The organism is Escherichia sp. WS3227_2, assembly GCF_046486495.1.
Classification (GTDB): Bacteria; Pseudomonadota; Gammaproteobacteria; order Enterobacterales; family Enterobacteriaceae; genus Escherichia; species Escherichia coli.
In genome coordinates, this window is the sequence record NZ_JBJQLG010000002.1 from 252337 (window position 1) to 276440 (window position 24104).

A 24104-nucleotide genomic window follows, 5' to 3' on the forward strand; every position below is an offset into this window, starting at 1 on the left:
TTATGCGCCGGATATTATCAGTCTTACTCGAAAATGAATCAGGCGCGTTATCCCGCGTGATTGGCCTTTTTTCCCAGCGTGGCTACAACATTGAAAGCCTGACCGTTGCGCCAACCGACGATCCGACATTATCGCGTATGACCATCCAGACCGTGGGCGATGAAAAAGTACTTGAGCAGATCGAAAAGCAATTACACAAGCTGGTCGATGTCTTGCGCGTGAGTGAGTTGGGGCAGGGCGCGCATGTTGAGCGGGAAATCATGCTGGTGAAAATTCAGGCCAGCGGCTACGGGCGTGACGAAGTGAAACGTAATACGGAAATATTCCGTGGGCAAATTATTGATGTCACACCCTCGCTTTATACCGTTCAATTAGCAGGCACCAGCGATAAGCTTGATGCATTTTTAGCATCGATTCGCGATGTGGCGAAAATTGTGGAAGTTGCTCGCTCTGGTGTAGTCGGACTTTCGCGCGGCGATAAAATAATGCGTTGAGAATGATCTCAATGCGCAATTTGCAGCCCAACATGTCACGTTGGGCTTTTTTTGCGAAATCAGTGGGAACCTGGAATAAAAGCAGTTGCCGCAGTTAATTTTCTGCGCTTAGATGTTAATGAATTTAACCCATACCAGTACAATGGCTATGGTTTTTACATTTTACGCAAGGGGCAATTGTGAAACTGGATGAAATCGCTCGGCTGGCGGGAGTGTCGCGGACCACTGCAAGCTATGTTATTAACGGCAAAGCGAAGCAATACCGTGTGAGCGACAAAACCGTTGAAAAAGTCATGGCTGTGGTGCGTGAGCACAATTACCACCCGAACGCCGTGGCAGCTGGGCTTCGTGCTGGACGCACACGTTCTATTGGTCTTGTGATCCCCGATCTGGAGAACACCAGCTATACCCGCATCGCTAACTATCTTGAACGCCAGGCGCGGCAAAGGGGTTATCAACTGCTGATTGCCTGCTCGGAAGATCAGCCCGACAACGAAATGCGCTGCATTGAGCACCTTTTACAGCGTCAGGTTGATGCCATTATTGTTTCGACGTCGTTGCCACCTGAGCATCCTTTTTATCAACGCTGGGCTAACGACCCGTTCCCGATTGTCGCGCTGGACCGCGCCCTCGATCGTGAACACTTCACCAGCGTGGTTGGTGCCGATCAGGATGATGCCGAAATGCTGGCGGAAGAGTTACGTAAGTTTCCCGCCGAGACGGTACTTTATCTTGGCGCGCTGCCGGAGCTTTCTGTCAGCTTCCTGCGTGAACAAGGTTTCCGTACTGCCTGGAAAGATGATCCTCGCGAAGTGCATTTCCTTTATGCCAACAGCTATGAGCGGGAGGCGGCTGCCCAGTTATTCGAAAAATGGCTGGAAACGCATCCGATGCCGCAGGCACTGTTCACAACGTCGTTTGCGTTGTTGCAAGGGGTGATGGATGTCACGCTACGTCGTGACGGCAAACTGCCTTCTGACCTGGCAATTGCCACCTTTGGCGATAACGAACTGCTCGACTTCTTACAGTGCCCGGTGCTGGCAGTGGCTCAACGTCACCGCGATGTCGCAGAGCGTGTGCTGGAGATTGTCCTGGCAAGCCTGGACGAACCGCGTAAGCCAAAACCTGGTTTAACGCGCATTAAACGTAATCTCTATCGCCGCGGCGTGCTCAGCCGTAGCTAAGCCGCGAACAAAAATACGCGCCAGGTGAATTTCTCTCTGGCGCGTTGAGTACGGAATGGACATCAATATCCTTAAAGTAAATAAGACTATTCCTGGCTATTATTGATAAATGCTTTTAAACCTGCCCGTTAATTACCTCACCAGCTGAAATTCACAATAATTAAGTGATATCGATAGCGCGTTTTTGCATTATTTTGTTACATGCAGAGATGAATTGCCGATTTAACAAACACTTTTCTTTGCTTTTGCGCAAACCCGCTGGCATCAAGCGCCACACAGACGCAACAGGGACTGTTAACCGGGGAAGATATGTCCTAAAATGCCGCTCGCGTCGCAAACTGACACTTTATATTTGCTGTGGAAAATAGTGAGTCATTTTAAAACGGTGATGACGATGAGGGATTTTTTCTTACAGCTATTCATAACGTTAATTTGCTTCGCACGTTGGACGTAAAATAAACAACGCTGATATTAGCCGTAAACATCGGGTTTTTTACCTCGGTATGCCTTGTGACTGGCTTGACAAGCTTTTCCTCCGCTCCGTAAACTCCTTTCAGTGGGAAATTGTGGGGCAAAGTGGGAATAAGGGGTGAGGCTGGCATGTTCCGGGGAGCAACGTTAGTCAATCTCGACAGCAAAGGGCGCTTATCAGTGCCTACCCGTTATCGGGAGCAGCTGCTTGAGAACGCTGCCGGTCAAATGGTTTGCACCATTGACATTCATCACCCGTGCCTGCTGCTTTACCCCCTGCCTGAATGGGAAATTATCGAGCAAAAATTATCGCGTCTGTCGAGCATGAACCCGGTTGAGCGCCGTGTGCAGCGCCTACTGTTAGGTCATGCCAGCGAATGTCAGATGGATGGCGCAGGTCGATTGTTAATCGCGCCAGTACTGCGGCAACATGCCGGGCTGACAAAAGAAGTGATGCTGGTTGGACAGTTCAACAAGTTTGAGCTGTGGGATGAAACAACCTGGCATCAACAGGTCAAGGAAGATATCGACGCAGAGCAGTTGGCTACTGGAGACTTATCAGAGCGACTGCAGGACTTGTCTCTATAAAATGATGGAAAACTATAAACATACTACGGTGCTGCTGGATGAAGCCGTTAATGGCCTCAATATCCGTCCTGATGGCATCTACATTGATGGGACTTTTGGTCGCGGTGGTCACTCACGTCTGATCCTCTCGCAGCTTGGCGAAGAGGGGCGTTTGCTGGCGATCGATCGCGACCCGCAGGCTATCGCCGTTGCGAAGACTATTGATGATCCGCGCTTCTCCATCATCCACGGACCTTTCTCCGCGCTGGGCGAATATGTTGCCGAGCGCGATCTTATCGGCAAGATCGACGGCATTCTCCTCGATCTTGGCGTCTCTTCACCGCAACTTGATGATGCTGAACGCGGCTTTTCCTTTATGCGCGATGGTCCGCTGGACATGCGTATGGACCCAACCCGTGGGCAGTCAGCCGCTGAATGGCTACAAACCGCAGAAGAAGCCGATATCGCCTGGGTATTGAAAACCTATGGTGAAGAGCGTTTTGCCAAACGCATTGCCCGCGCCATTGTCGAGCGTAACCGCGAACAGCCGATGACCCGCACCAAAGAACTGGCGGAAGTCGTGGCTGCTGCAACGCCGGTGAAAGATAAGTTTAAACATCCCGCGACTCGGACCTTCCAGGCGGTGCGCATTTGGGTAAACAGTGAACTGGAGGAGATAGAGCAGGCGCTAAAAAGCTCGCTCAACGTGCTGGCCCCGGGTGGGCGGCTTTCGATCATCAGCTTCCACTCGCTGGAAGACCGTATTGTGAAACGTTTTATGCGTGAAAACAGCCGCGGTCCGCAAGTTCCGGCAGGGTTACCGATGACTGAAGAGCAGCTCAAAAAACTGGGTGGCCGTCAGCTGCGAGCACTAGGCAAGTTAATGCCGGGCGAAGAAGAGGTGGCTGAGAACCCTCGTGCCCGTAGTTCAGTTCTGCGTATTGCAGAGAGGACGAACGCATGATCAGCAGAGTGACAGAAGCTCTAAGCAAAGTTAAAGGATCGATGGGAAGCCACGAGCGCCATGCATTGCCTGGTGTTATCGGTGACGATCTTTTGCGATTTGGGAAGCTGCCACTCTGCCTGTTCATTTGCATTATTTTGACGGCGGTGACTGTGGTAACCACGGCGCACCATACCCGTTTACTGACCGCTCAGCGCGAACAACTGGTGCTGGAGCGAGATGCTTTAGACATTGAATGGCGCAACCTGATCCTTGAAGAGAATGCGCTCGGCGACCATAGCCGGGTGGAAAGGATCGCCACGGAAAAGCTGCAAATGCAGCATGTTGATCCGTCACAAGAAAATATCGTAGTGCAAAAATAAGGATAAACGCGACGCATGAAAGCAGCGGCGAAAACGCAGAAACCAAAACGTCAGGAAGAACATGCCAACTTTATCAGTTGGCGTTTTGCGTTGTTATGCGGCTGTATTCTCCTGGCGCTGGCTTTTCTGCTCGGACGCGTAGCGTGGTTACAAGTTATCTCTCCGGATATGCTGGTAAAAGAGGGCGACATGCGTTCTCTTCGCGTTCAGCAAGTTTCCACCTCCCGCGGCATGATTACTGACCGTTCTGGTCGCCCGTTAGCGGTGAGCGTGCCGGTAAAAGCGATTTGGGCTGACCCGAAAGAAGTACATGACGCTGGCGGTATCAGCGTCGGTGATCGCTGGAAGGCGCTGGCTAACGCGCTTAATATTCCGCTGGATCAGCTTTCAGCCCGCATTAACGCCAACCCGAAAGGGCGCTTTATTTATCTGGCGCGTCAGGTAAACCCTGACATGGCGGACTACATCAAAAAACTGAAACTGCCGGGGATTCATCTGCGTGAAGAATCTCGCCGTTATTATCCATCCGGCGAAGTGACTGCTCACCTCATCGGCTTTACTAACGTCGATAGTCAGGGGATTGAGGGCGTCGAGAAGAGTTTCGATAAATGGCTTACCGGGCAGCCGGGTGAGCGCATTGTGCGTAAAGACCGCTATGGTCGCGTAATTGAAGATATCTCTTCCACCGACAGTCAGGCGGCGCACAACCTGGCGCTGAGTATTGATGAACGCCTGCAGGCGCTGGTTTATCGCGAACTGAACAACGCGGTGGCCTTTAACAAAGCTGAATCTGGTAGCGCCGTGCTGGTGGATGTCAACACCGGTGAAGTGCTGGCGATGGCTAACAGCCCGTCATACAACCCAAACAATCTGAGTGGCACGCCGAAAGAGGCGATGCGTAACCGTACCATCACTGACGTGTTTGAACCGGGTTCAACGGTTAAACCGATGGTGGTGATGACCGCGTTGCAACGTGGCGTAGTGCGGGAAAACTCGGTACTCAATACCATTCCTTATCGAATTAACGGCCACGAAATCAAAGACGTGGCACGCTACAGCGAATTAACCCTGACCGGGGTATTACAGAAGTCGAGTAACGTCGGTGTTTCCAAGCTGGCGTTAGCGATGCCGTCCTCAGCGTTAGTAGATACTTACTCACGTTTTGGACTGGGAAAAGCGACCAATTTGGGGTTGGTCGGAGAACGCAGTGGCTTATATCCTCAAAAACAACGGTGGTCTGACATAGAGAGGGCCACCTTCTCTTTCGGCTACGGGCTAATGGTAACACCGTTACAGTTAGCGCGAGTCTACGCAACTATCGGCAGCTACGGCATTTATCGCCCACTGTCGATTACCAAAGTTGACCCCCCGGTTCCCGGTGAACGAGTCTTCCCGGAATCCATTGTTCGCACCGTGGTGCATATGATGGAAAGCGTGGCGCTACCGGGTGGTGGCGGCGTGAAGGCGGCGATTAAGGGCTATCGTATCGCCATTAAAACCGGTACCGCGAAAAAGGTCGGGCCGGACGGTCGCTACATCAATAAATATATTGCTTATACCGCAGGCGTTGCGCCTGCGAGTCAGCCGCGCTTCGCGCTGGTTGTTGTTATCAACGATCCGCAGGCGGGTAAATACTACGGCGGCGCCGTTTCCGCGCCGGTCTTTGGTGCCATCATGGGCGGCGTATTGCGTACCATGAACATCGAGCCGGATGCGCTGACAACGGGCGATAAAAATGAATTTGTGATTAATCAAGGCGAGGGGACAGGTGGCAGATCGTAATTTGCGCGACCTTCTTGCTCCGTGGGTGCCAGACGCACCTTCGCGAGCACTGCGAGAGATGACACTCGACAGCCGTGTGGCTGCGGCGGGCGATCTCTTTGTAGCTGTAGTAGGTCATCAGGCGGACGGGCGTCGATATATCCCGCAGGCGATAGCGCAAGGTGTGGCTGCCATTATTGCAGAGGCGAAAGATGAGGCGACCGACGGTGAAATCCGTGAAATGCACGGCGTACCGGTCATCTATCTCAGCCAGCTCAACGAGCGTTTATCTGCACTGGCGGGCCGCTTTTACCATGAACCCTCTGACAATTTACGTCTTGTAGGCGTAACGGGCACCAACGGCAAAACCACGACGACCCAGCTGCTGGCACAGTGGAGCCAACTGCTTGGCGAAACCAGCGCGGTAATGGGCACCGTTGGTAACGGCCTGCTGGGGAAAGTGATCCCGACAGAAAATACCACCGGTTCGGCAGTCGATGTTCAGCATGAGCTGGCGGGGCTGGTGGATCAGGGCGCGACTTTTTGCGCAATGGAAGTTTCCTCCCACGGGCTGGTACAGCACCGTGTGGCGGCATTGAAATTTGCGGCATCGGTCTTTACCAACTTAAGCCGCGATCACCTTGATTATCATGGTGATATGGAACACTACGAAGCTGCGAAATGGCTGCTTTATTCTGCACATCATTGCGGTCAGGCGATTGTTAACGCCGACGATGAAGTGGGTCGCCGCTGGCTGGCAAAACTGCCAGACGCGGTTGCGGTGTCAATGGAAGATCATATCAATCCGAACTGTCACGGACGCTGGTTGAAAGCGACCGACGTGAACTATCACGACAGCGGTGCGACGATTCGCTTTAGCTCAAGCTGGGGCGATGGCGAAATTGAAAGCCATCTGATGGGCGCTTTTAACGTCAGCAACTTGCTGCTGGCGCTGGCGACGCTGCTGGCGCTGGGCTATCCACTGGCTGAGCTGCTGAAAACCGCCGCGCGTCTGCAACCGGTTTGCGGACGTATGGAAGTGTTCACTGCACCAGGCAAACCGACGGTGGTGGTGGATTACGCGCATACGCCAGATGCACTGGAAAAAGCCTTACAGGCGGCGCGCCTGCACTGTACGGGCAAGCTGTGGTGCGTCTTTGGCTGTGGTGGCGATCGTGATAAAGGCAAACGTCCACTGATGGGCGCAATTGCTGAAGAGTTCGCTGACGTGGCGGTGGTAACGGACGATAACCCGCGTACCGAAGAACCGCGTGCCATTATCAACGATATTCTGGCGGGAATGTTAGATGCCGGACATGCCAAAGTGATGGAAGGCCGTGCTGAAGCGGTGACTTGCGCCGTTATGCAGGCTAAAGAGAATGATGTGGTACTGGTCGCGGGCAAAGGTCATGAGGATTACCAGATTGTTGGCAATCAGCGTCTGGACTACTCCGATCGCGTCACGGTGGCGCGTCTGCTGGGGGTGATTGCATGATTAGCGTAACCCTTAGCCAACTTACCGATATTCTCAACGGTGAACTGCAAGGTGCAGATATCACCCTTGATGCTGTAACCACTGACACGCGAAAACTGACGCCGGGCTGCCTGTTTGTTGCCCTGAAAGGCGAACGTTTCGATGCTCATGATTTTGCCGACCAGGCGAAAGCTGGCGGCGCGGGCGCACTACTGGTCAGCCGTCCGCTGGATATCGATCTGCCGCAGTTAATCGTCAAGGATACGCGTCTGGCGTTTGGTGAACTGGCTGCATGGGTTCGCCAGCAAGTTCCGGCGCGCGTGGTTGCTCTGACGGGCTCCTCCGGCAAAACCTCTGTTAAAGAGATGACGGCGGCAATTTTAAGCCAGTGCGGCAACACACTTTATACGGCAGGCAATCTCAACAACGACATCGGTGTACCGATGACGCTGTTGCGCTTAACGCCGGAATACGATTTCGCAGTTATTGAACTTGGCGCGAACCATCAGGGCGAAATTGCCTGGACTGTGAGTCTGACTCGCCCGGAAGCGGCGCTGGTCAACAACCTGGCAGCGGCACATCTGGAAGGTTTTGGCTCGCTTGCGGGTGTCGCGAAAGCGAAAGGTGAAATCTTTAGCGGCCTGCCGGAAAACGGTATCGCCATCATGAACGCTGACAACAACGACTGGCTGAACTGGCAGAGCGTAATTGGCTCACGCAAAGTGTGGCGTTTCTCACCCAATGCCGCCAACAGCGATTTCACCGCCACCAACATCCATGTGACTTCGCACGGTACGGAATTTACCCTCCAAACCCCAACAGGTAGCGTCGATGTTCTGCTGCCGCTTCCAGGGCGTCACAATATTGCGAATGCGCTGGCAGCCGCTGCGCTCTCCATGTCCGTGGGCGCAACGCTTGATGCTATCAAAGCGGGGCTGGCAAATCTGAAAGCTGTTCCAGGCCGTCTGTTCCCCATCCAACTGGCGGAAAACCAGTTGCTGCTCGACGACTCCTACAACGCCAATGTCGGTTCAATGACCGCAGCAGTCCAGGTACTGGCTGAAATGCCGGGCTACCGCGTGCTGGTGGTGGGCGATATGGCGGAATTGGGCGCTGAAAGCGAAGCCTGCCATGTACAGGTGGGCGAGGCGGCAAAAGCTGCTGGTATTGACCACGTGTTAAGCGTGGGTAAACAAAGCCATGCTATCAGCACCGCCAGCGGCGTTGGCGAACATTTTGCAGATAAAACAGCGCTTATCGCGCGTATTAAATCACTGATTGCTGAGCAACAGGTAATTACGATTTTAGTTAAGGGTTCACGTAGTGCCGCCATGGAAGAGGTAGTACGCGCTTTACAGGAGAATGGGACATGTTAGTTTGGCTGGCCGAACATTTGGTCAAATATTATTCCGGCTTTAACGTCTTTTCCTATCTGACGTTTCGCGCCATCGTCAGCCTGCTGACCGCGCTGTTCATCTCATTGTGGATGGGCCCGCGTATGATTGCTCATTTGCAAAAACTTTCCTTTGGTCAGGTAGTGCGTAACGACGGTCCTGAATCACACTTCAGCAAGCGCGGTACGCCGACCATGGGCGGGATTATGATCCTGACAGCGATTGTGATCTCCGTGCTGCTATGGGCTTATCCATCCAATCCGTACGTCTGGTGCGTACTGGTGGTGCTGGTAGGTTACGGCATCATTGGCTTTGTTGATGACTATCGCAAAGTGGTGCGTAAAGACACCAAGGGCCTGATTGCGCGCTGGAAGTATTTCTGGATGTCGGTGATCGCGCTGGGTGTTGCCTTCGCGCTGTACCTTGCCGGCAAAGACACGCCCGCAACGCAGCTGGTGGTTCCGTTCTTTAAAGATGTGATGCCGCAACTGGGGCTGTTCTACATTCTGCTGGCTTACTTCGTCATTGTGGGTACTGGCAACGCGGTAAACCTGACTGATGGTCTCGACGGTCTGGCAATTATGCCGACCGTATTTGTCGCCGGTGGTTTTGCGCTGGTGGCGTGGGCGACCGGCAACATGAACTTTGCCAGCTATTTACACATACCGTATCTACGACACGCCGGGGAACTGGTCATTGTCTGTACCGCGATAGTTGGGGCAGGGCTGGGCTTCCTGTGGTTTAACACCTATCCGGCGCAGGTCTTTATGGGCGATGTCGGTTCGCTGGCGTTAGGTGGTGCGTTAGGTATTATCGCCGTACTGCTGCGTCAGGAATTCCTGCTGGTGATTATGGGGGGCGTGTTCGTGGTAGAAACACTTTCCGTCATCCTGCAGGTCGGCTCCTTTAAACTGCGCGGACAACGTATTTTCCGCATGGCACCGATTCATCACCACTATGAACTGAAAGGCTGGCCGGAACCGCGCGTCATTGTACGTTTCTGGATTATTTCGCTGATGCTGGTCCTGATTGGTCTGGCAACGCTGAAGGTACGTTAATCATGGCTGATTACCAGGGTAAAAATGTCGTCATTATCGGCCTGGGCCTCACCGGGCTTTCTTGCGTGGACTTTTTCCTCGCTCGCGGTGTGACGCCGCGCGTTATGGATACGCGTATGACACCGCCTGGCCTGGATAAATTACCCGAAGCTGTAGAACGCCACACGGGCGGTCTGAATGATGAATGGCTGATGGCGGCCGATCTGATTGTCGCCAGTCCCGGTATTGCACTGGCGCATCCATCCTTAAGCGCTGCCGCTGATGCCGGAATCGAAATCGTTGGCGATATCGAGCTGTTCTGTCGTGAAGCACAAGCACCGATTGTGGCGATCACCGGTTCTAACGGCAAAAGCACGGTCACCACGCTAGTGGGTGAAATGGCGAAAGCGGCGGGGGTTAACGTTGGTGTGGGTGGCAATATTGGCCTGCCTGCGTTGATGCTGCTGGATGATGAGTGCGAACTGTACGTGCTGGAGCTGTCGAGCTTCCAGCTTGAAACCACCTCCAGTTTACAGGCGGTAGCAGCGACCATTCTGAACGTGACTGAAGATCATATGGATCGCTATCCGTTTGGTTTACAACAGTATCGTGCAGCAAAACTGCGCATTTACGAAAACGCAAAAATTTGCGTGGTTAATGCTGATGATGCCTTAACAATGCCGATTCGCGGTGCGGATGAACGCTGTGTCAGCTTTGGCGTCAACATGGGTGACTATCACCTGAATCATCAGCAGGGTGAAACCTGGCTGCGGGTGAAGGGCGAGAAAGTGCTGAACGTGAAAGAAATGAAACTTTCCGGGCAGCATAACTACACCAATGCACTGGCAGCTCTGGCACTGGCAGATGCCGCTGGTTTGCCGCGCGCCAGCAGCCTGAAAGCGTTAACCACATTCACTGGTCTGCCGCATCGCTTTGAAGTTGTGCTGGAGCATAACGGTGTGCGCTGGATTAACGATTCAAAAGCGACCAACGTCGGCAGTACGGAAGCGGCACTGAATGGCCTGCACGTAGACGGCACGCTGCATTTGTTGCTGGGCGGCGATGGTAAATCGGCAGATTTTAGCCCACTGGCGCGTTACCTGAATGGCGATAACGTACGTCTGTATTGTTTCGGTCGGGACGGCGCGCAGCTGGCGGCGCTACGCCCGGAAGTGGCAGAACAAACCGAAACCATGGAACAGGCGATGCGCTTGCTGGCTCCGCGTGTTCAGCCGGGCGATATGGTTCTGCTCTCCCCGGCCTGTGCCAGCCTTGATCAGTTCAAGAACTTTGAACAACGAGGCAATGAGTTTGCCCGTCTGGCGAAGGAGTTAGGTTGATGCGTTTATCTCTCCCTCGCCTGAAAATGCCGCGCCTGCCAGGATTCAGTATTCTGGTCTGGATCTCCACGGCGCTAAAGGGCTGGGTGATGGGCTCGCGGGAAAAAGATACCGACAGCCTGATCATGTACGATCGCACCTTACTGTGGCTGACCTTCGGCCTCGCGGCGATTGGCTTTATCATGGTGACCTCGGCGTCAATGCCCATCGGGCAACGCTTAACCAACGATCCGTTCTTCTTCGCGAAGCGTGATGGCGTCTATCTGATCCTGGCATTCATTCTGGCGATCATTACGCTGCGTCTGCCGATGGAATTCTGGCAACGTTACAGCGCTACGATGCTACTCGGATCAATCATCCTGTTGATGATCGTTCTGGTAGTGGGTAGCTCTGTTAAAGGGGCATCGCGTTGGATCGATCTCGGCTTGCTGCGTATCCAGCCTGCGGAGCTGACAAAACTGTCGTTGTTTTGCTATATCGCCAACTATCTGGTGCGTAAAGGCGACGAAGTACGTAATAACCTGCGCGGCTTCCTGAAACCGATGGGCGTGATTCTGGTGTTGGCAGTGTTACTGCTGGCACAGCCAGACCTTGGTACGGTGGTGGTGTTGTTTGTGACTACGCTGGCGATGTTATTCCTGGCGGGAGCGAAATTGTGGCAGTTCATTGCCATTATCGGTATGGGCATTTCAGCGGTTGTGTTGCTGATCCTCGCCGAACCGTACCGTATCCGCCGTGTTACCGCATTCTGGAACCCGTGGGAAGATCCCTTTGGCAGCGGCTATCAGTTAACGCAATCGCTGATGGCGTTTGGTCGCGGCGAACTTTGGGGGCAAGGTTTAGGTAACTCGGTACAAAAACTGGAGTATCTGCCGGAAGCGCACACTGACTTTATTTTCGCCATTATCGGCGAAGAATTAGGTTATGTCGGTGTGGTACTAGCACTTTTAATGGTATTCTTCGTCGCTTTTCGTGCGATGTCGATTGGCCGTAAAGCATTAGAAATTGACCATCGTTTTTCCGGTTTTCTCGCCTGTTCCATTGGCATCTGGTTTAGCTTCCAGGCGCTGGTTAACGTAGGCGCGGCGGCGGGGATGTTACCGACCAAAGGTCTGACATTGCCGCTGATCAGTTACGGTGGTTCGAGCTTACTGATTATGTCGACAGCCATCATGATGCTGTTGCGTATTGATTATGAAACGCGTCTGGAGAAAGCGCAGGCGTTTGTACGAGGTTCACGATGAGTGGTCAAGGAAAGCGATTAATGGTGATGGCAGGCGGAACCGGTGGACATGTATTCCCGGGGCTGGCGGTTGCGCACCATCTAATGGCTCAGGGTTGGCAAGTCCGCTGGCTGGGGACTGCCGACCGTATGGAAGCGGACTTAGTGCCAAAACATGGCATCGAAATTGATTTCATTCGTATCTCTGGTCTGCGTGGAAAAGGTATAAAAGCACTGATAGCTGCCCCGCTGCGTATCTTCAACGCCTGGCGTCAGGCGCGGGCGATTATGAAAGCGTACAAACCTGACGTGGTGCTCGGTATGGGCGGCTACGTATCAGGTCCAGGTGGTCTGGCCGCGTGGTCGTTAGGCATTCCGGTTGTGCTTCATGAACAAAACGGTATTGCGGGCTTAACCAATAAATGGCTGGCGAAGATTGCTACCAAAGTGATGCAGGCGTTTCCAGGCGCTTTCCCTAATGCGGAAGTGGTGGGTAACCCGGTGCGTACCGATGTGCTGGCGCTGCCGTTGCCGCAGCAACGTTTGGCTGGACGTGAAGGTCCGGTTCGTGTGTTGGTAGTGGGTGGTTCCCAGGGCGCACGCATTCTTAACCAGACAATGCCGCAGGTTGCTGCGAAACTGGGTGATTCAGTCACTATCTGGCATCAGAGCGGCAAAGGTTCGCAACAATCCGTTGAACAGGCGTATGCCGAAGCGGGGCAACCGCAGCATAAAGTGACGGAATTTATTGATGATATGGCGGCGGCGTATGCGTGGGCGGATGTCGTCGTTTGCCGCTCCGGTGCGTTAACGGTGAGTGAAATCGCTGCGGCAGGACTACCGGCGTTGTTTGTGCCGTTTCAACATAAAGACCGCCAGCAATACTGGAATGCGCTACCGCTGGAAAAAGCGGGCGCAGCCAAAATTATCGAGCAGCCACAGCTTAACGTGGATGCTGTCGCCAACACCCTGGCCGGGTGGTCGCGAGAAACCTTATTAACCATGGCAGAACGCGCCCGCGCCGCATCCATTCCGGATGCCACCGAGCGAGTGGCAAATGAAGTGAGCCGGGCTGCCCGGGCGTAATTGTAGCGATGCCTTTTGCATCGTATGAATTTAAGAAGTTAATGGCGTAAAGAATGAATACACAACAATTGGCAAAACTGCGTTCCATCGTGCCCGAAATGCGTCGCGTTCGGCACATACATTTTGTCGGCATCGGTGGTGCCGGTATGGGCGGTATTGCCGAAGTTCTGGCCAATGAAGGTTATCAGATCAGTGGTTCCGATTTAGCGCCAAATCCGGTCACGCAGCAGTTAATGAATCTTGGGGCGACAATTTATTTCAACCATCGCCCGGAAAACGTACGTGATGCCAGCGTGGTCGTTGTTTCCAGCGCGATTTCTGCCGATAACCCGGAAATTGTCGCAGCTCATGAAGCGCGTATTCCGGTGATCCGTCGTGCCGAAATGCTGGCTGAGTTAATGCGTTTTCGTCATGGCATCGCCATTGCCGGAACGCACGGCAAAACGACAACCACTGCGATGGTTTCCAGCATCTACGCAGAAGCGGGACTCGACCCAACCTTCGTTAACGGTGGGCTGGTAAAAGCGGCGGGCGTTCATGCGCGTTTGGGGCATGGTCGGTACCTGATTGCCGAAGCAGATGAGAGTGATGCATCGTTCCTGCATCTGCAACCGATGGTGGCGATTGTCACCAATATCGAAGCCGACCACATGGATACCTACCAGGGCGACTTTGAGAATTTAAAACAGACCTTTATTAATTTTCTGCACAACCTGCCGTTTTACGGTCGTGCAGTGATGTGTGTTGATGATCCGGTGATCCGCGAATTGTTACCGCGTGTGGGACGTCAGACCACGACTTACGGCTTCAGCGAAGATGCCGACGTGCGTGTAGAAGATTATCAGCAGATTGGCCCGCAAGGGCACTTTACGCTGCTGCGCCAGGACAAAGAGCCGATGCGCGTCACCCTAAATGCGCCAGGTCGTCATAACGCGCTGAACGCCGCAGCTGCGGTTGCGGTTGCTACGGAAGAGGGCATTGACGACGAGGCTATTTTGCGTGCGCTGGAGAGCTTCCAGGGGACTGGTCGTCGTTTTGATTTCCTCGGTGAATTCCCGCTGGAGCCAGTGAATGGTAAAAGCGGTACGGCAATGCTGGTCGATGACTACGGCCACCACCCGACGGAAGTGGACGCCACTATTAAAGCGGCGCGTGCAGGCTGGCCGGATAAAAACCTGGTAATGCTGTTTCAGCCGCACCGTTTTACCCGTACACGCGACCTGTATGATGATTTCGCCAATGTGCTGACGCAGGTTGATACCCTGTTGATGCTGGAAGTGTATCCGGCTGGCGAAGCGCCAATTCCGGGAGCGGACAGCCGTTCGCTGTGTCGCACAATTCGTGGACGTGGGAAAATTGATCCCATTCTGGTGCCTGACCCGGCGCAGGTAGCCGAGATGCTGGCACCGGTATTAACCGGTAACGACCTGATTCTCGTTCAGGGGGCTGGTAATATTGGAAAAATTGCCCGTTCTTTAGCTGAAATCAAACTGAAGCCGCAAACTCCGGAGGAAGCACAACATGACTGATAAAATCGCGGTCCTGTTGGGTGGGACCTCCGCTGAGCGGGAAGTTTCTCTGAATTCTGGCGCAGCGGTGTTAGCCGGGCTGCGTGAAGGCGGTATTGACGCGTATCCTGTCGACCCGAAAGAAGTCGACGTGACGCAACTGAAGTCGATGGGCTTTCAGAAAGTGTTTATCGCGCTACACGGTCGCGGCGGTGAAGATGGCACGCTGCAGGGCATGCTCGAGCTGATGGGCTTGCCTTATACCGGCAGCGGAGTGATGGCATCTGCGCTTTCAATGGATAAACTACGCAGCAAATTGCTTTGGCAGGGCGCTGGTTTACCGGTAGCGCCGTGGGTAGCATTAACCCGCGCAGAGTTTGAAAAAGGCCTGAGTGATAAGCAGTTAGCAGAAATTTCTGCTCTGGGTTTGCCGGTTATCGTTAAGCCGAGCCGCGAAGGTTCCAGTGTGGGAATGTCAAAAGTAGTAGCAGAAAATGCTCTACAAGATGCATTAAGATTGGCATTTCAGCACGATGAGGAAGTATTGATTGAAAAATGGCTAAGTGGGCCGGAGTTCACGGTTGCGATACTCGGTGAAGAAATTTTACCGTCAATACGTATTCAACCGTCCGGAACCTTCTATGATTATGAGGCGAAGTATCTCTCTGATGAGACACAGTATTTCTGCCCCGCAGGTCTGGAAGCGTCACAAGAGGCCAATTTGCAGGCATTAGTGCTGAAAGCATGGACGACGTTAGGTTGCAAAGGATGGGGACGTATTGACGTTATGCTGGACAGCGATGGACAGTTTTATCTGCTGGAAGCCAATACCTCACCGGGTATGACCAGCCACAGCCTGGTGCCGATGGCGGCACGTCAGGCAGGTATGAGCTTCTCGCAGTTGGTAGTACGAATTCTGGAACTGGCGGACTAATATGTCGCAGGCTGCTCTGAACACGCGAAACAGCGAAGAAGAGGTTTCTTCTCGCCGCAATAATGGAACGCGTCTGGCGGGGATCCTTTTCCTGCTGACCGTTTTAACGACAGTGTTGGTGAGCGGCTGGGTCGTGTTGGGCTGGATGGAAGATGCGCAACGCCTGCCGCTCTCAAAGCTGGTGTTGACCGGTGAACGCCATTACACGCGTAATGACGATATCCGGCAGTCGATCCTGGCATTGGGTGAGCCAGGTACCTTTATGACCCAGGATGTCAACATCATCCAGACGCAAATAGAACAACGCCTGCCGTGGATTAAGCAGGTGAGCGTCAGAAAGCAGTGGCCTGATGAATTGAAGATTCATCTGGTTGAATATGTGCCGATTGCGCGGTGGAATGATCAACATATGGTAGACGCGGAAGGAAACACTTTCAGCGTGCCGCCAGATCGCACCAGCAAGCAGGTGCTTCCAATGCTGTATGGCCCGGAAGGCAGCGCCAATGAAGTGTTGCAGGGCTATCGCGAAATGGGGCAGATGCTGGCAAAGGACAGATTTACTCTGAAGGAAGCGGCGATGACCGCGCGGCGTTCCTGGCAGTTGACGCTGAATAACGATATTAAGCTCAATCTTGGCCGGGGCGATACGATGAAACGTTTGGCTCGCTTTGTAGAACTTTATCCGGTTTTACAGCAGCAGGCGCAAACCGATGGCAAACGGATTAGCTACGTTGATTTGCGTTATGACTCTGGAGCGGCAGTAGGCTGGGCGCCCTTGCCGCCAGAGGAATCTACTCAGCAACAAAATCAGGCACAGGCAGAACAACAATGATCAAGGCGACGGACAGAAAACTGGTAGTAGGACTGGAGATTGGTACCGCGAAGGTTGCCGCTTTAGTAGGGGAAGTTCTGCCCGACGGTATGGTCAATATCATTGGCGTGGGCAGCTGCCCGTCGCGTGGTATGGATAAAGGCGGGGTGAACGACCTCGAATCCGTGGTCAAGTGCGTACAACGCGCCATTGACCAGGCAGAATTGATGGCAGATTGTCAGATCTCTTCGGTATATCTGGCGCTTTCTGGTAAGCACATCAGCTGCCAGAATGAAATTGGTATGGTGCCTATTTCTGAAGAAGAAGTGACGCAAGAAGATGTGGAAAACGTCGTCCATACCGCGAAATCGGTGCGTGTGCGCGATGAGCATCGTGTGCTGCATGTGATCCCGCAAGAGTATGCGATTGACTATCAGGAAGGGATCAAGAATCCGGTAGGACTTTCGGGCGTGCGGATGCAGGCAAAAGTGCACCTGATCACATGTCACAACGATATGGCGAAAAACATCGTCAAAGCGGTTGAACGTTGTGGGCTGAAAGTTGACCAACTGATATTTGCCGGACTGGCATCAAGTTATTCGGTATTGACGGAAGATGAACGTGAACTGGGTGTCTGCGTCGTCGATATCGGTGGTGGTACAATGGATATCGCCGTTTATACCGGTGGGGCATTGCGCCACACTAAGGTAATTCCTTATGCTGGCAATGTCGTGACCAGTGATATCGCTTACGCCTTTGGCACGCCGCCAAGCGACGCCGAAGCGATTAAAGTTCGCCACGGTTGTGCGCTGGGTTCCATCGTTGGAAAAGATGAGAGCGTGGAAGTGCCGAGCGTAGGCGGTCGTCCGCCGCGGAGTCTGCAACGTCAGACCCTGGCAGAGGTGATCGAGCCGCGCTATACCGAGCTGCTCAACCTGGTCAACGAAGAGATATTGCAGTTGCAGGAAAAGCTTCGCCAACAAGGGGTTAAACATCACCTGGCGGCAGGCATTGTATTAACTGGTGGCGCAGCGCAGATCGAAGGTCTTGCAGCCTGTGCTCAGCGCGTGTTTCATACGCAAGTGCGTATCGGCGCGCCGCTGAACATTACCGGTTTAACGGATTATGCTCAGGAGCCGTATTATTCGACGGCGGTGGGATTGCTTCACTATGGAAAAGAGTCACATCTTAACGGTGAAGCTGAAGTAGAAAAACGTGTTACAGCATCAGTTGGCTCGTGGATCAAGCGACTCAATAGTTGGCTGCGAAAAGAGTTTTAATTTTTATGAGGCCGACGATGATTACGGCCTCAGGCGACAGGCACAAATCGGAGAGAAACTATGTTTGAACCAATGGAACTTACCAATGACGCGGTGATTAAAGTCATCGGCGTCGGCGGCGGCGGCGGTAATGCTGTTGAACACATGGTGCGCGAGCGCATTGAAGGTGTTGAATTCTTCGCGGTAAATACCGATGCACAAGCGCTGCGTAAAACAGCGGTTGGACAGACGATTCAAATCGGTAGCGGTATCACCAAAGGACTGGGCGCTGGCGCTAATCCAGAAGTTGGCCGTAATGCGGCTGATGAGGATCGCGATGCACTGCGTGCGGCGCTGGAAGGTGCAGACATGGTCTTTATCGCAGCGGGTATGGGTGGTGGTACCGGTACAGGCGCAGCACCAGTCGTCGCTGAAGTGGCAAAAGATTTGGGTATCCTGACCGTTGCTGTCGTCACTAAGCCTTTCAACTTTGAAGGCAAGAAGCGTATGGCATTCGCGGAGCAGGGGATCACTGAACTGTCCAAGCATGTGGACTCTCTGATTACTATCCCGAACGACAAACTGCTGAAAGTTCTGGGCCGCGGTATCTCCCTGCTGGATGCGTTTGGCGCAGCGAACGACGTACTCAAAGGCGCTGTGCAAGGTATCGCCGAACTGATTACTCGTCCGGGTTTGATGAACGTGGACTTTGCAGACGTACGCACCGTAATGTCTGAAATGGGCTACGCAATGATGGGTTCTGGCGTGGCGAGCGGTGAAGACCGTGCGGAAGAAGCTGCTGAAATGGCTATCTCTTCTCCGCTGCTGGAAGATATCGACCTGTCTGGCGCACGCGGCGTGCTGGTTAACATCACGGCGGGCTTCGACCTGCGTCTGGATGAGTTCGAAACGGTAGGTAACACCATCCGTGCATTTGCTTCCGACAACGCGACTGTGGTTATCGGTACTTCTCTTGACCCGGATATGAATGACGAGCTGCGCGTAACTGTTGTTGCGACAGGTATCGGCATGGACAAACGTCCTGAAATCACTCTGGTGACCAATAAGCAGGTTCAGCAGCCAGTGATGGATCGCTACCAGCAGCACGGGATGGCTCCGCTGACCCAGGAGCAGAAGCCGGTTGCTAAAGTCGTGAATGACAATGCGCCGCAAACTGCGAAAGAGCCGGATTATCTGGATATCCCAGCATTCCTGCGTAAGCAAGCTGATTAAGAATTGACTGGAATTTGGGTTTCGAGGCTCTTTGTGCTAAACTGGCCCGCCGAATGTATAGTACACTTCGGTTGGATAGGTAATTTGGCGAGATAATACGATGATCAAACAAAGGACACTTAAACGTATCGTTCAGGCGACGGGTGTCGGTTTACATACCGGCAAGAAAGTCACCCTGACGTTACGCCCTGCGCCGGCCAACACCGGGGTCATCTATCGTCGCACCGACTTGAATCCACCGGTAGATTTCCCGGCCGATGCCAAATCTGTGCGTGATACCATGCTCTGTACGTGTCTGGTCAACGAGCATGATGTACGGATTTCAACCGTAGAGCACCTCAATGCTGCTCTCGCGGGCCTGGGCATCGATAACATTGTTATCGAAGTTAACGCGCCGGAAATCCCGATCATGGACGGCAGCGCCGCTCCGTTTGTATACCTGCTGCTTGACGCCGGTATCGACGAGTTGAACTGCGCCAAGAAATTTGTTCGCATCAAAGAGACTGTTCGTGTCGAAGATGGCGATAAGTGGGCTGAATTTAAGCCGTACAATGGTTTTTCGCTGGATTTCACCATCGATTTTAACCATCCGGCTATTGATTCCAGCAACCAGCGCTATGCGATGAACTTCTCCGCTGATGCGTTTATGCGCCAGATCAGCCGTGCGCGTACGTTCGGTTTCATGCGTGATATCGAATATCTGCAGTCCCGTGGTTTGTGCCTGGGCGGTAGCTTCGATTGTGCCATCGTTGTTGACGATTATCGCGTACTGAACGAAGACGGCCTGCGTTTTGAAGACGAATTTGTGCGTCACAAAATGCTCGATGCGATCGGTGACTTGTTCATGTGTGGTCACAATATTATTGGTGCATTTACCGCTTATAAATCCGGTCATGCACTGAATAACAAACTGCTGCAGGCTGTCCTTGCAAAACAGGAAGCCTGGGAATATGTGACCTTCCAGGACGACGCAGAACTGCCGTTGGCCTTCAAAGCGCCTTCAGCCGTACTGGCATAACGACATTTATACTGTCGTATAAAATTCGACTGGCAAATCTGGCACTCTCTCCGGCCAGGTGAACCAGTCGTTTTTTTTTGAATTTTATAAGAACGATAAAAAACGGTGCGAACGCTGTTTTCTTAAGCACTTTTACGCACAACTTATCTTCATTCGTGCTGTGGACTTCAGGCTTTAATGATAAGATTTGTGCGCTAAATACGTTTGAATACGATCGGGATGGCAATAACGTGAGTGGAATACTGACGCGCTGGCGACAGTTTGGTAAACGCTACTTCTGGCCGCATCTCTTATTAGGGATGGTCGCGGCGAGTTTAGGTTTGCCTGCGCTCAGCAACGCCGCCGAACCAAACGCGCCCGCAAAAGCGACAACCCGCAACCACGAGCCTTCAGCCAAAGTTAACTTTGGTCAATTGGCCTTGCTGGAAGCGAACACGCGCCGCCCGAATTCGAACTATTCCGTTGATTACTGGCATCAACATGCCATTCGCACGGTAATCCGTCATCTTTCCTTCGCAATGGCACCGCAAACGCTGCCCGTTGCTGAAGAATCTTTGCCTCTTCAGGCGCAACATCTTGCATTACTGGATACGCTCAGCGCGCTGTTGACCCAGGAAGGCACGCCGTCTGAAAAGGGTTATCGCATTGATTATGCGCATTTTACCCCGCAAGCAAAATTCAGCACGCCCGTCTGGATAAGCCAGGCGCAAGGCATCCGTGCTGGCCCTCAACGCCTCAGCTAACAACAATAAACCTTTACTTCATTTTATTGACTCCGCAACGCGGGGCGTTTGAGATTTTATTATGCTAATCAAATTATTAACTAAAGTTTTCGGTAGTCGTAACGATCGCACCCTGCGCCGGATGCGCAAAGTGGTCAACATCATCAATGCCATGGAACCGGAGATGGAAAAACTCTCCGACGAAGAACTGAAAGGGAAAACCGCAGAGTTTCGTGCACGTCTGGAAAAAGGCGAAGTGCTGGAAAATCTGATCCCGGAAGCTTTCGCCGTGGTGCGTGAGGCAAGTAAGCGCGTCTTTGGTATGCGTCACTTCGACGTTCAGTTACTCGGCGGTATGGTTCTTAACGAACGCTGCATCGCCGAAATGCGTACCGGTGAAGGTAAAACCCTGACCGCAACGCTGCCTGCTTACCTGAACGCATTAACCGGTAAGGGCGTACACGTTGTTACCGTCAACGACTACCTGGCGCAACGTGACGCCGAAAACAACCGTCCGCTGTTTGAATTCCTTGGCCTGACTGTCGGTATCAACCTGCCGGGCATGCCAGCACCGGCGAAGCGTGAAGCTTACGCAGCTGACATCACTTACGGTACGAACAACGAATACGGCTTTGACTACCTGCGCGATAACATGGCGTTCAGCCCTGAAGAACGTGTACAGCGTAAACTGCACTATGCGCTGGTGGACGAAGTGGACTCCATCCTGATCGATGAAGCTCGTACACCGCTGATCATTTCCGGCCCGGCAGAAGACAGCTCGGAAATGTATAAACGCGTGAATAAAATTATTCCGCACCTGATCCGTCAGGAAAAAGAAGACTCCGAAACCTTCCAGGGCGAAGGCCACTTCTCGGTGGACGAAAAATCTCGCCAGGTGAACCTGACCGAACGTGGTCTGGTGCTGATTGAAGAACTGCTGGTGAAAGAAGGCATCATGGATGAAGGGGAGTCTCTGTACTCTCCGGCCAACATCATGCTGATGCACCACGTAACGGCGGCGCTGCGCGCTCATGCGCTGTTTACCCGAGACGTCGACTACATCGTTAAAGATGGTGAAGTTATCATCGTTGACGAACACACCGGTCGTACCATGCAGGGACGTCGTTGGTCCGATGGCCTGCATCAGGCAGTGGAAGCGAAAGAAGGTGTACAGATCCAGAACGAAAACCAGACGCTGGCGTCGATCACCTTTCAGAACTACTTCCGTCTGTATGAAAAACTGGCGGGGATGACCGGTACTGCTGATACCGAAGCTTTCGAATTTAGCTCCATCTACAAGCTGGATACCGTCGTTGTTCCGACCAACCGTCCAATGATTCGTAAAGATCTGCCGGACCTGGTCTACATGACTGAAGCGGAAAAAATTCAGGCGATCATTGAAGATATCAAAGAACGTACGGCGAAAGGCCAGCCGGTGCTGGTGGGTACTATCTCCATCGAAAAATCGGAGCTGGTGTCAAACGAACTGACCAAAGCCGGTATTAAGCACAACGTCCTGAACGCCAAATTCCACGCCAACGAAGCGGCGATTGTTGCTCAGGCAGGTTATCCGGCTGCGGTGACTATCGCGACCAACATGGCGGGTCGTGGTACAGATATTGTGCTCGGTGGTAGCTGGCAGGCAGAAGTTGCCGCGCTGGAAAATCCGACCGCAGAGCAAATTGAAAAAATTAAGGCCGACTGGCAGGTACGTCACGATGCGGTACTGGAAGCAGGTGGCCTGCATATCATCGGTACCGAGCGTCACGAATCCCGTCGTATCGATAACCAGTTGCGCGGTCGTTCTGGTCGTCAGGGGGATGCTGGTTCTTCCCGTTTCTACCTGTCGATGGAAGATGCGCTGATGCGTATTTTTGCTTCCGACCGAGTATCCGGCATGATGCGTAAACTGGGTATGAAGCCAGGCGAAGCCATTGAACACCCGTGGGTGACCAAAGCGATTGCCAACGCCCAGCGTAAAGTTGAAAGCCGTAACTTCGACATTCGTAAGCAACTGCTGGAATATGATGATGTGGCTAACGATCAGCGTCGCGCCATTTACTCCCAGCGTAACGAACTGCTGGATGTCAGCGATGTGAGCGAAACCATCAACAGCATTCGTGAAGATGTGTTCAAAGCGACCATTGATGCCTACATTCCGCCACAGTCGCTGGAAGAAATGTGGGATATTCCGGGACTGCAGGAACGTCTGAAGAACGATTTCGACCTCGATTTGCCAATTGCCGAGTGGCTGGATAAAGAACCAGAACTGCATGAAGAGACGCTGCGTGAGCGCATTCTGGCGCAGTCCATCGAAGTGTATCAGCGTAAAGAAGAAGTGGTTGGTGCTGAGATGATGCGTCACTTCGAAAAAGGCGTCATGCTGCAAACTCTCGACTCTCTGTGGAAAGAGCACCTGGCAGCGATGGACTATCTGCGTCAGGGTATCCACCTGCGTGGCTATGCACAGAAAGATCCGAAGCAGGAATACAAACGTGAATCGTTCTCCATGTTTGCAGCGATGCTGGAGTCGTTGAAATATGAAGTTATTAGCACGCTGAGCAAAGTTCAGGTACGTATGCCTGAAGAGGTTGAGGAGCTGGAACAACAGCGTCGTATGGAAGCCGAGCGTTTAGCGCAAATGCAGCAGCTTAGCCATCAGGATGACGACTCTGCAGCCGCAGCTGCACTGGCGGCGCAAACCGGTGAGCGCAAAGTAGGACGTAACGATCCTTGCCCGTGCGGTTCTGGTAAAAAATACAAGCAGTGCCATGGTCGCCTGCAATAAAAGCTAACAGTTGAAGTAAAAGGCGCAGGATTCTGCGCCTTTTTTATAGGTTTAAGACAATGAAAAAGCTGCAAATTGCGGTAGGTATTATTCGCAACGAGAACAATGAAATCTTTATAACGCGTCGCGCAGCAGATGCGCACATGGCGAATAAACTGGAGTTTCCCGGCGGTAAAATTGAAATGGGCGAAACGCCGGAACAGGCGGTGGTGCGTGAACTTCAGGAAGAGGTCGGGATTACCCCACAACATTTTTCGCTATTTGAAAAACTGGAATATGAATTCCCGGACAGGCATATAACACTGTGGTTTTGGCTGGTCGAAAGCTGGGAAGGGGAGCCGTGGGGTAAAGAAGGGCAACCCGGTGAGTGGATGTCGCTGGTCGGTCTGAATGCCGATGATTTTCCGCCAGCCAATGAACCGGTACTTGCGAAGCTTAAGCGTGTGTATGTCGGATAGGTGTTTATGCCGCATCC

The 24104-nt window shown here is 52.9% G+C and carries 22 protein-coding genes; all 22 read left to right on the forward strand.

Annotated elements, in window-relative coordinates:
- Positions 1 to 2: 2 nt before the first annotated feature.
- The 22 genes from ilvN to mutT all read left to right on the forward strand — a co-directional run bounded on the left by ilvN (position 3) and on the right by mutT (position 24087).
- Complete coding sequence (gene ilvN / locus ACJHXB_RS04630) at positions 3 to 494, forward strand: acetolactate synthase small subunit (RefSeq protein ID WP_001252744.1); 492 nt, start codon at positions 3 to 5, stop codon at positions 492 to 494.
- An 11-nt stretch (positions 495 to 505) separates the two neighbouring features.
- Positions 506 to 592, forward strand: a complete 87-nt coding sequence (locus ACJHXB_RS04635; RefSeq protein ID WP_001303787.1) for a fruR/shl operon leader peptide — start codon at positions 506 to 508, stop codon at positions 590 to 592.
- An 81-nt stretch (positions 593 to 673) separates the two neighbouring features.
- Positions 674 to 1678 (forward strand): catabolite repressor/activator, encoded by a 1005-nt coding sequence (cra, locus tag ACJHXB_RS04640; protein WP_000762401.1) that lies wholly within the window; start codon positions 674 to 676, stop codon positions 1676 to 1678.
- Between the two features lie 600 nt (positions 1679 to 2278).
- Positions 2279 to 2737 (forward strand): division/cell wall cluster transcriptional repressor MraZ, encoded by a 459-nt coding sequence (gene mraZ, locus ACJHXB_RS04645; RefSeq protein ID WP_001295770.1) that lies wholly within the window; start codon positions 2279 to 2281, stop codon positions 2735 to 2737.
- A gap of 1 nt (position 2738) precedes the next feature.
- Positions 2739 to 3680 (forward strand): 16S rRNA (cytosine(1402)-N(4))-methyltransferase RsmH, encoded by a 942-nt coding sequence (gene rsmH / locus ACJHXB_RS04650; RefSeq protein WP_000970479.1) that lies wholly within the window; start codon positions 2739 to 2741, stop codon positions 3678 to 3680.
- Entirely contained in the window at positions 3677 to 4042 is a 366-nt protein-coding gene (ftsL, locus tag ACJHXB_RS04655) for a cell division protein FtsL (RefSeq protein ID WP_000625658.1), read from the forward strand. Before rsmH ends, ftsL begins: the two co-directional genes overlap by 4 nt.
- A gap of 15 nt (positions 4043 to 4057) precedes the next feature.
- A complete protein-coding gene (ftsI, locus tag ACJHXB_RS04660; protein ID WP_000642196.1) occupies positions 4058 to 5824 on the forward strand; it encodes a peptidoglycan glycosyltransferase FtsI in 1767 nt (588 codons plus the stop codon).
- Positions 5811 to 7298, forward strand: a complete 1488-nt coding sequence (gene murE / locus ACJHXB_RS04665; RefSeq protein ID WP_000775101.1) for a UDP-N-acetylmuramoyl-L-alanyl-D-glutamate--2,6-diaminopimelate ligase — start codon at positions 5811 to 5813, stop codon at positions 7296 to 7298. The genes ftsI and murE overlap by 14 nt, the downstream gene beginning before the upstream one ends.
- Positions 7295 to 8653 (forward strand): UDP-N-acetylmuramoyl-tripeptide--D-alanyl-D-alanine ligase, encoded by a 1359-nt coding sequence (gene murF / locus ACJHXB_RS04670; protein WP_410233466.1) that lies wholly within the window; start codon positions 7295 to 7297, stop codon positions 8651 to 8653. Before murE ends, murF begins: the two co-directional genes overlap by 4 nt.
- The gene (gene mraY / locus ACJHXB_RS04675; RefSeq protein WP_000964122.1) at positions 8647 to 9729 is read left to right on the forward strand and encodes a phospho-N-acetylmuramoyl-pentapeptide-transferase; all 1083 of its coding nucleotides are present in this window, start codon (positions 8647 to 8649) and stop codon (positions 9727 to 9729) included. Before murF ends, mraY begins: the two co-directional genes overlap by 7 nt.
- A 2-nt stretch (positions 9730 to 9731) precedes the next feature.
- Complete coding sequence (gene murD, locus ACJHXB_RS04680) at positions 9732 to 11048, forward strand: UDP-N-acetylmuramoyl-L-alanine--D-glutamate ligase (RefSeq protein ID WP_000796455.1); 1317 nt, start codon at positions 9732 to 9734, stop codon at positions 11046 to 11048.
- Positions 11048 to 12292 (forward strand): cell division protein FtsW, encoded by a 1245-nt coding sequence (gene ftsW / locus ACJHXB_RS04685; RefSeq protein WP_001295532.1) that lies wholly within the window; start codon positions 11048 to 11050, stop codon positions 12290 to 12292. The genes murD and ftsW overlap by 1 nt, the downstream gene beginning before the upstream one ends.
- On the forward strand, positions 12289 to 13356 hold the full coding sequence (murG, locus tag ACJHXB_RS04690; protein WP_000016555.1) for an undecaprenyldiphospho-muramoylpentapeptide beta-N-acetylglucosaminyltransferase: 1068 nt from the start codon (positions 12289 to 12291) through the stop codon (positions 13354 to 13356). Before ftsW ends, murG begins: the two co-directional genes overlap by 4 nt.
- A 53-nt stretch (positions 13357 to 13409) precedes the next feature.
- The gene (murC, locus tag ACJHXB_RS04695; RefSeq protein ID WP_001096047.1) at positions 13410 to 14885 is read left to right on the forward strand and encodes a UDP-N-acetylmuramate--L-alanine ligase; all 1476 of its coding nucleotides are present in this window, start codon (positions 13410 to 13412) and stop codon (positions 14883 to 14885) included.
- A complete protein-coding gene (ddlB, locus tag ACJHXB_RS04700) occupies positions 14878 to 15798 on the forward strand; it encodes a D-alanine--D-alanine ligase (RefSeq protein WP_000130056.1) in 921 nt (306 codons plus the stop codon). The genes murC and ddlB overlap by 8 nt, the downstream gene beginning before the upstream one ends.
- 1 nt (position 15799) lies before the next feature.
- Positions 15800 to 16630: a cell division protein FtsQ gene (gene ftsQ / locus ACJHXB_RS04705; protein WP_000075744.1), complete on the forward strand. Its 831-nt coding sequence runs from the start codon at positions 15800 to 15802 to the stop codon at positions 16628 to 16630.
- The gene (gene ftsA / locus ACJHXB_RS04710; protein ID WP_000588474.1) at positions 16627 to 17889 is read left to right on the forward strand and encodes a cell division protein FtsA; all 1263 of its coding nucleotides are present in this window, start codon (positions 16627 to 16629) and stop codon (positions 17887 to 17889) included. Before ftsQ ends, ftsA begins: the two co-directional genes overlap by 4 nt.
- Positions 17890 to 17949: 60 nt before the next feature.
- A complete protein-coding gene (gene ftsZ / locus ACJHXB_RS04715; protein ID WP_000462776.1) occupies positions 17950 to 19101 on the forward strand; it encodes a cell division protein FtsZ in 1152 nt (383 codons plus the stop codon).
- A 100-nt stretch (positions 19102 to 19201) separates the two neighbouring features.
- Positions 19202 to 20119 carry a UDP-3-O-acyl-N-acetylglucosamine deacetylase gene (lpxC, locus tag ACJHXB_RS04720; protein WP_000595482.1) on the forward strand — a complete coding sequence of 306 codons (918 nt, stop codon included), beginning with the start codon at positions 19202 to 19204 and terminating at the stop codon, positions 20117 to 20119.
- A 230-nt stretch (positions 20120 to 20349) separates the two neighbouring features.
- Complete coding sequence (gene secM / locus ACJHXB_RS04725; protein ID WP_000014320.1) at positions 20350 to 20862, forward strand: secA translation cis-regulator SecM; 513 nt, start codon at positions 20350 to 20352, stop codon at positions 20860 to 20862.
- Positions 20863 to 20923: 61 nt separating this feature from the next.
- On the forward strand, positions 20924 to 23629 hold the full coding sequence (gene secA, locus ACJHXB_RS04730; protein ID WP_000905789.1) for a preprotein translocase subunit SecA: 2706 nt from the start codon (positions 20924 to 20926) through the stop codon (positions 23627 to 23629).
- Positions 23630 to 23688: 59 nt separating this feature from the next.
- Complete coding sequence (mutT, locus tag ACJHXB_RS04735; RefSeq protein WP_000736017.1) at positions 23689 to 24087, forward strand: 8-oxo-dGTP diphosphatase MutT; 399 nt, start codon at positions 23689 to 23691, stop codon at positions 24085 to 24087.
- The last annotated feature ends 17 nt before the right edge of the window (positions 24088 to 24104 follow it).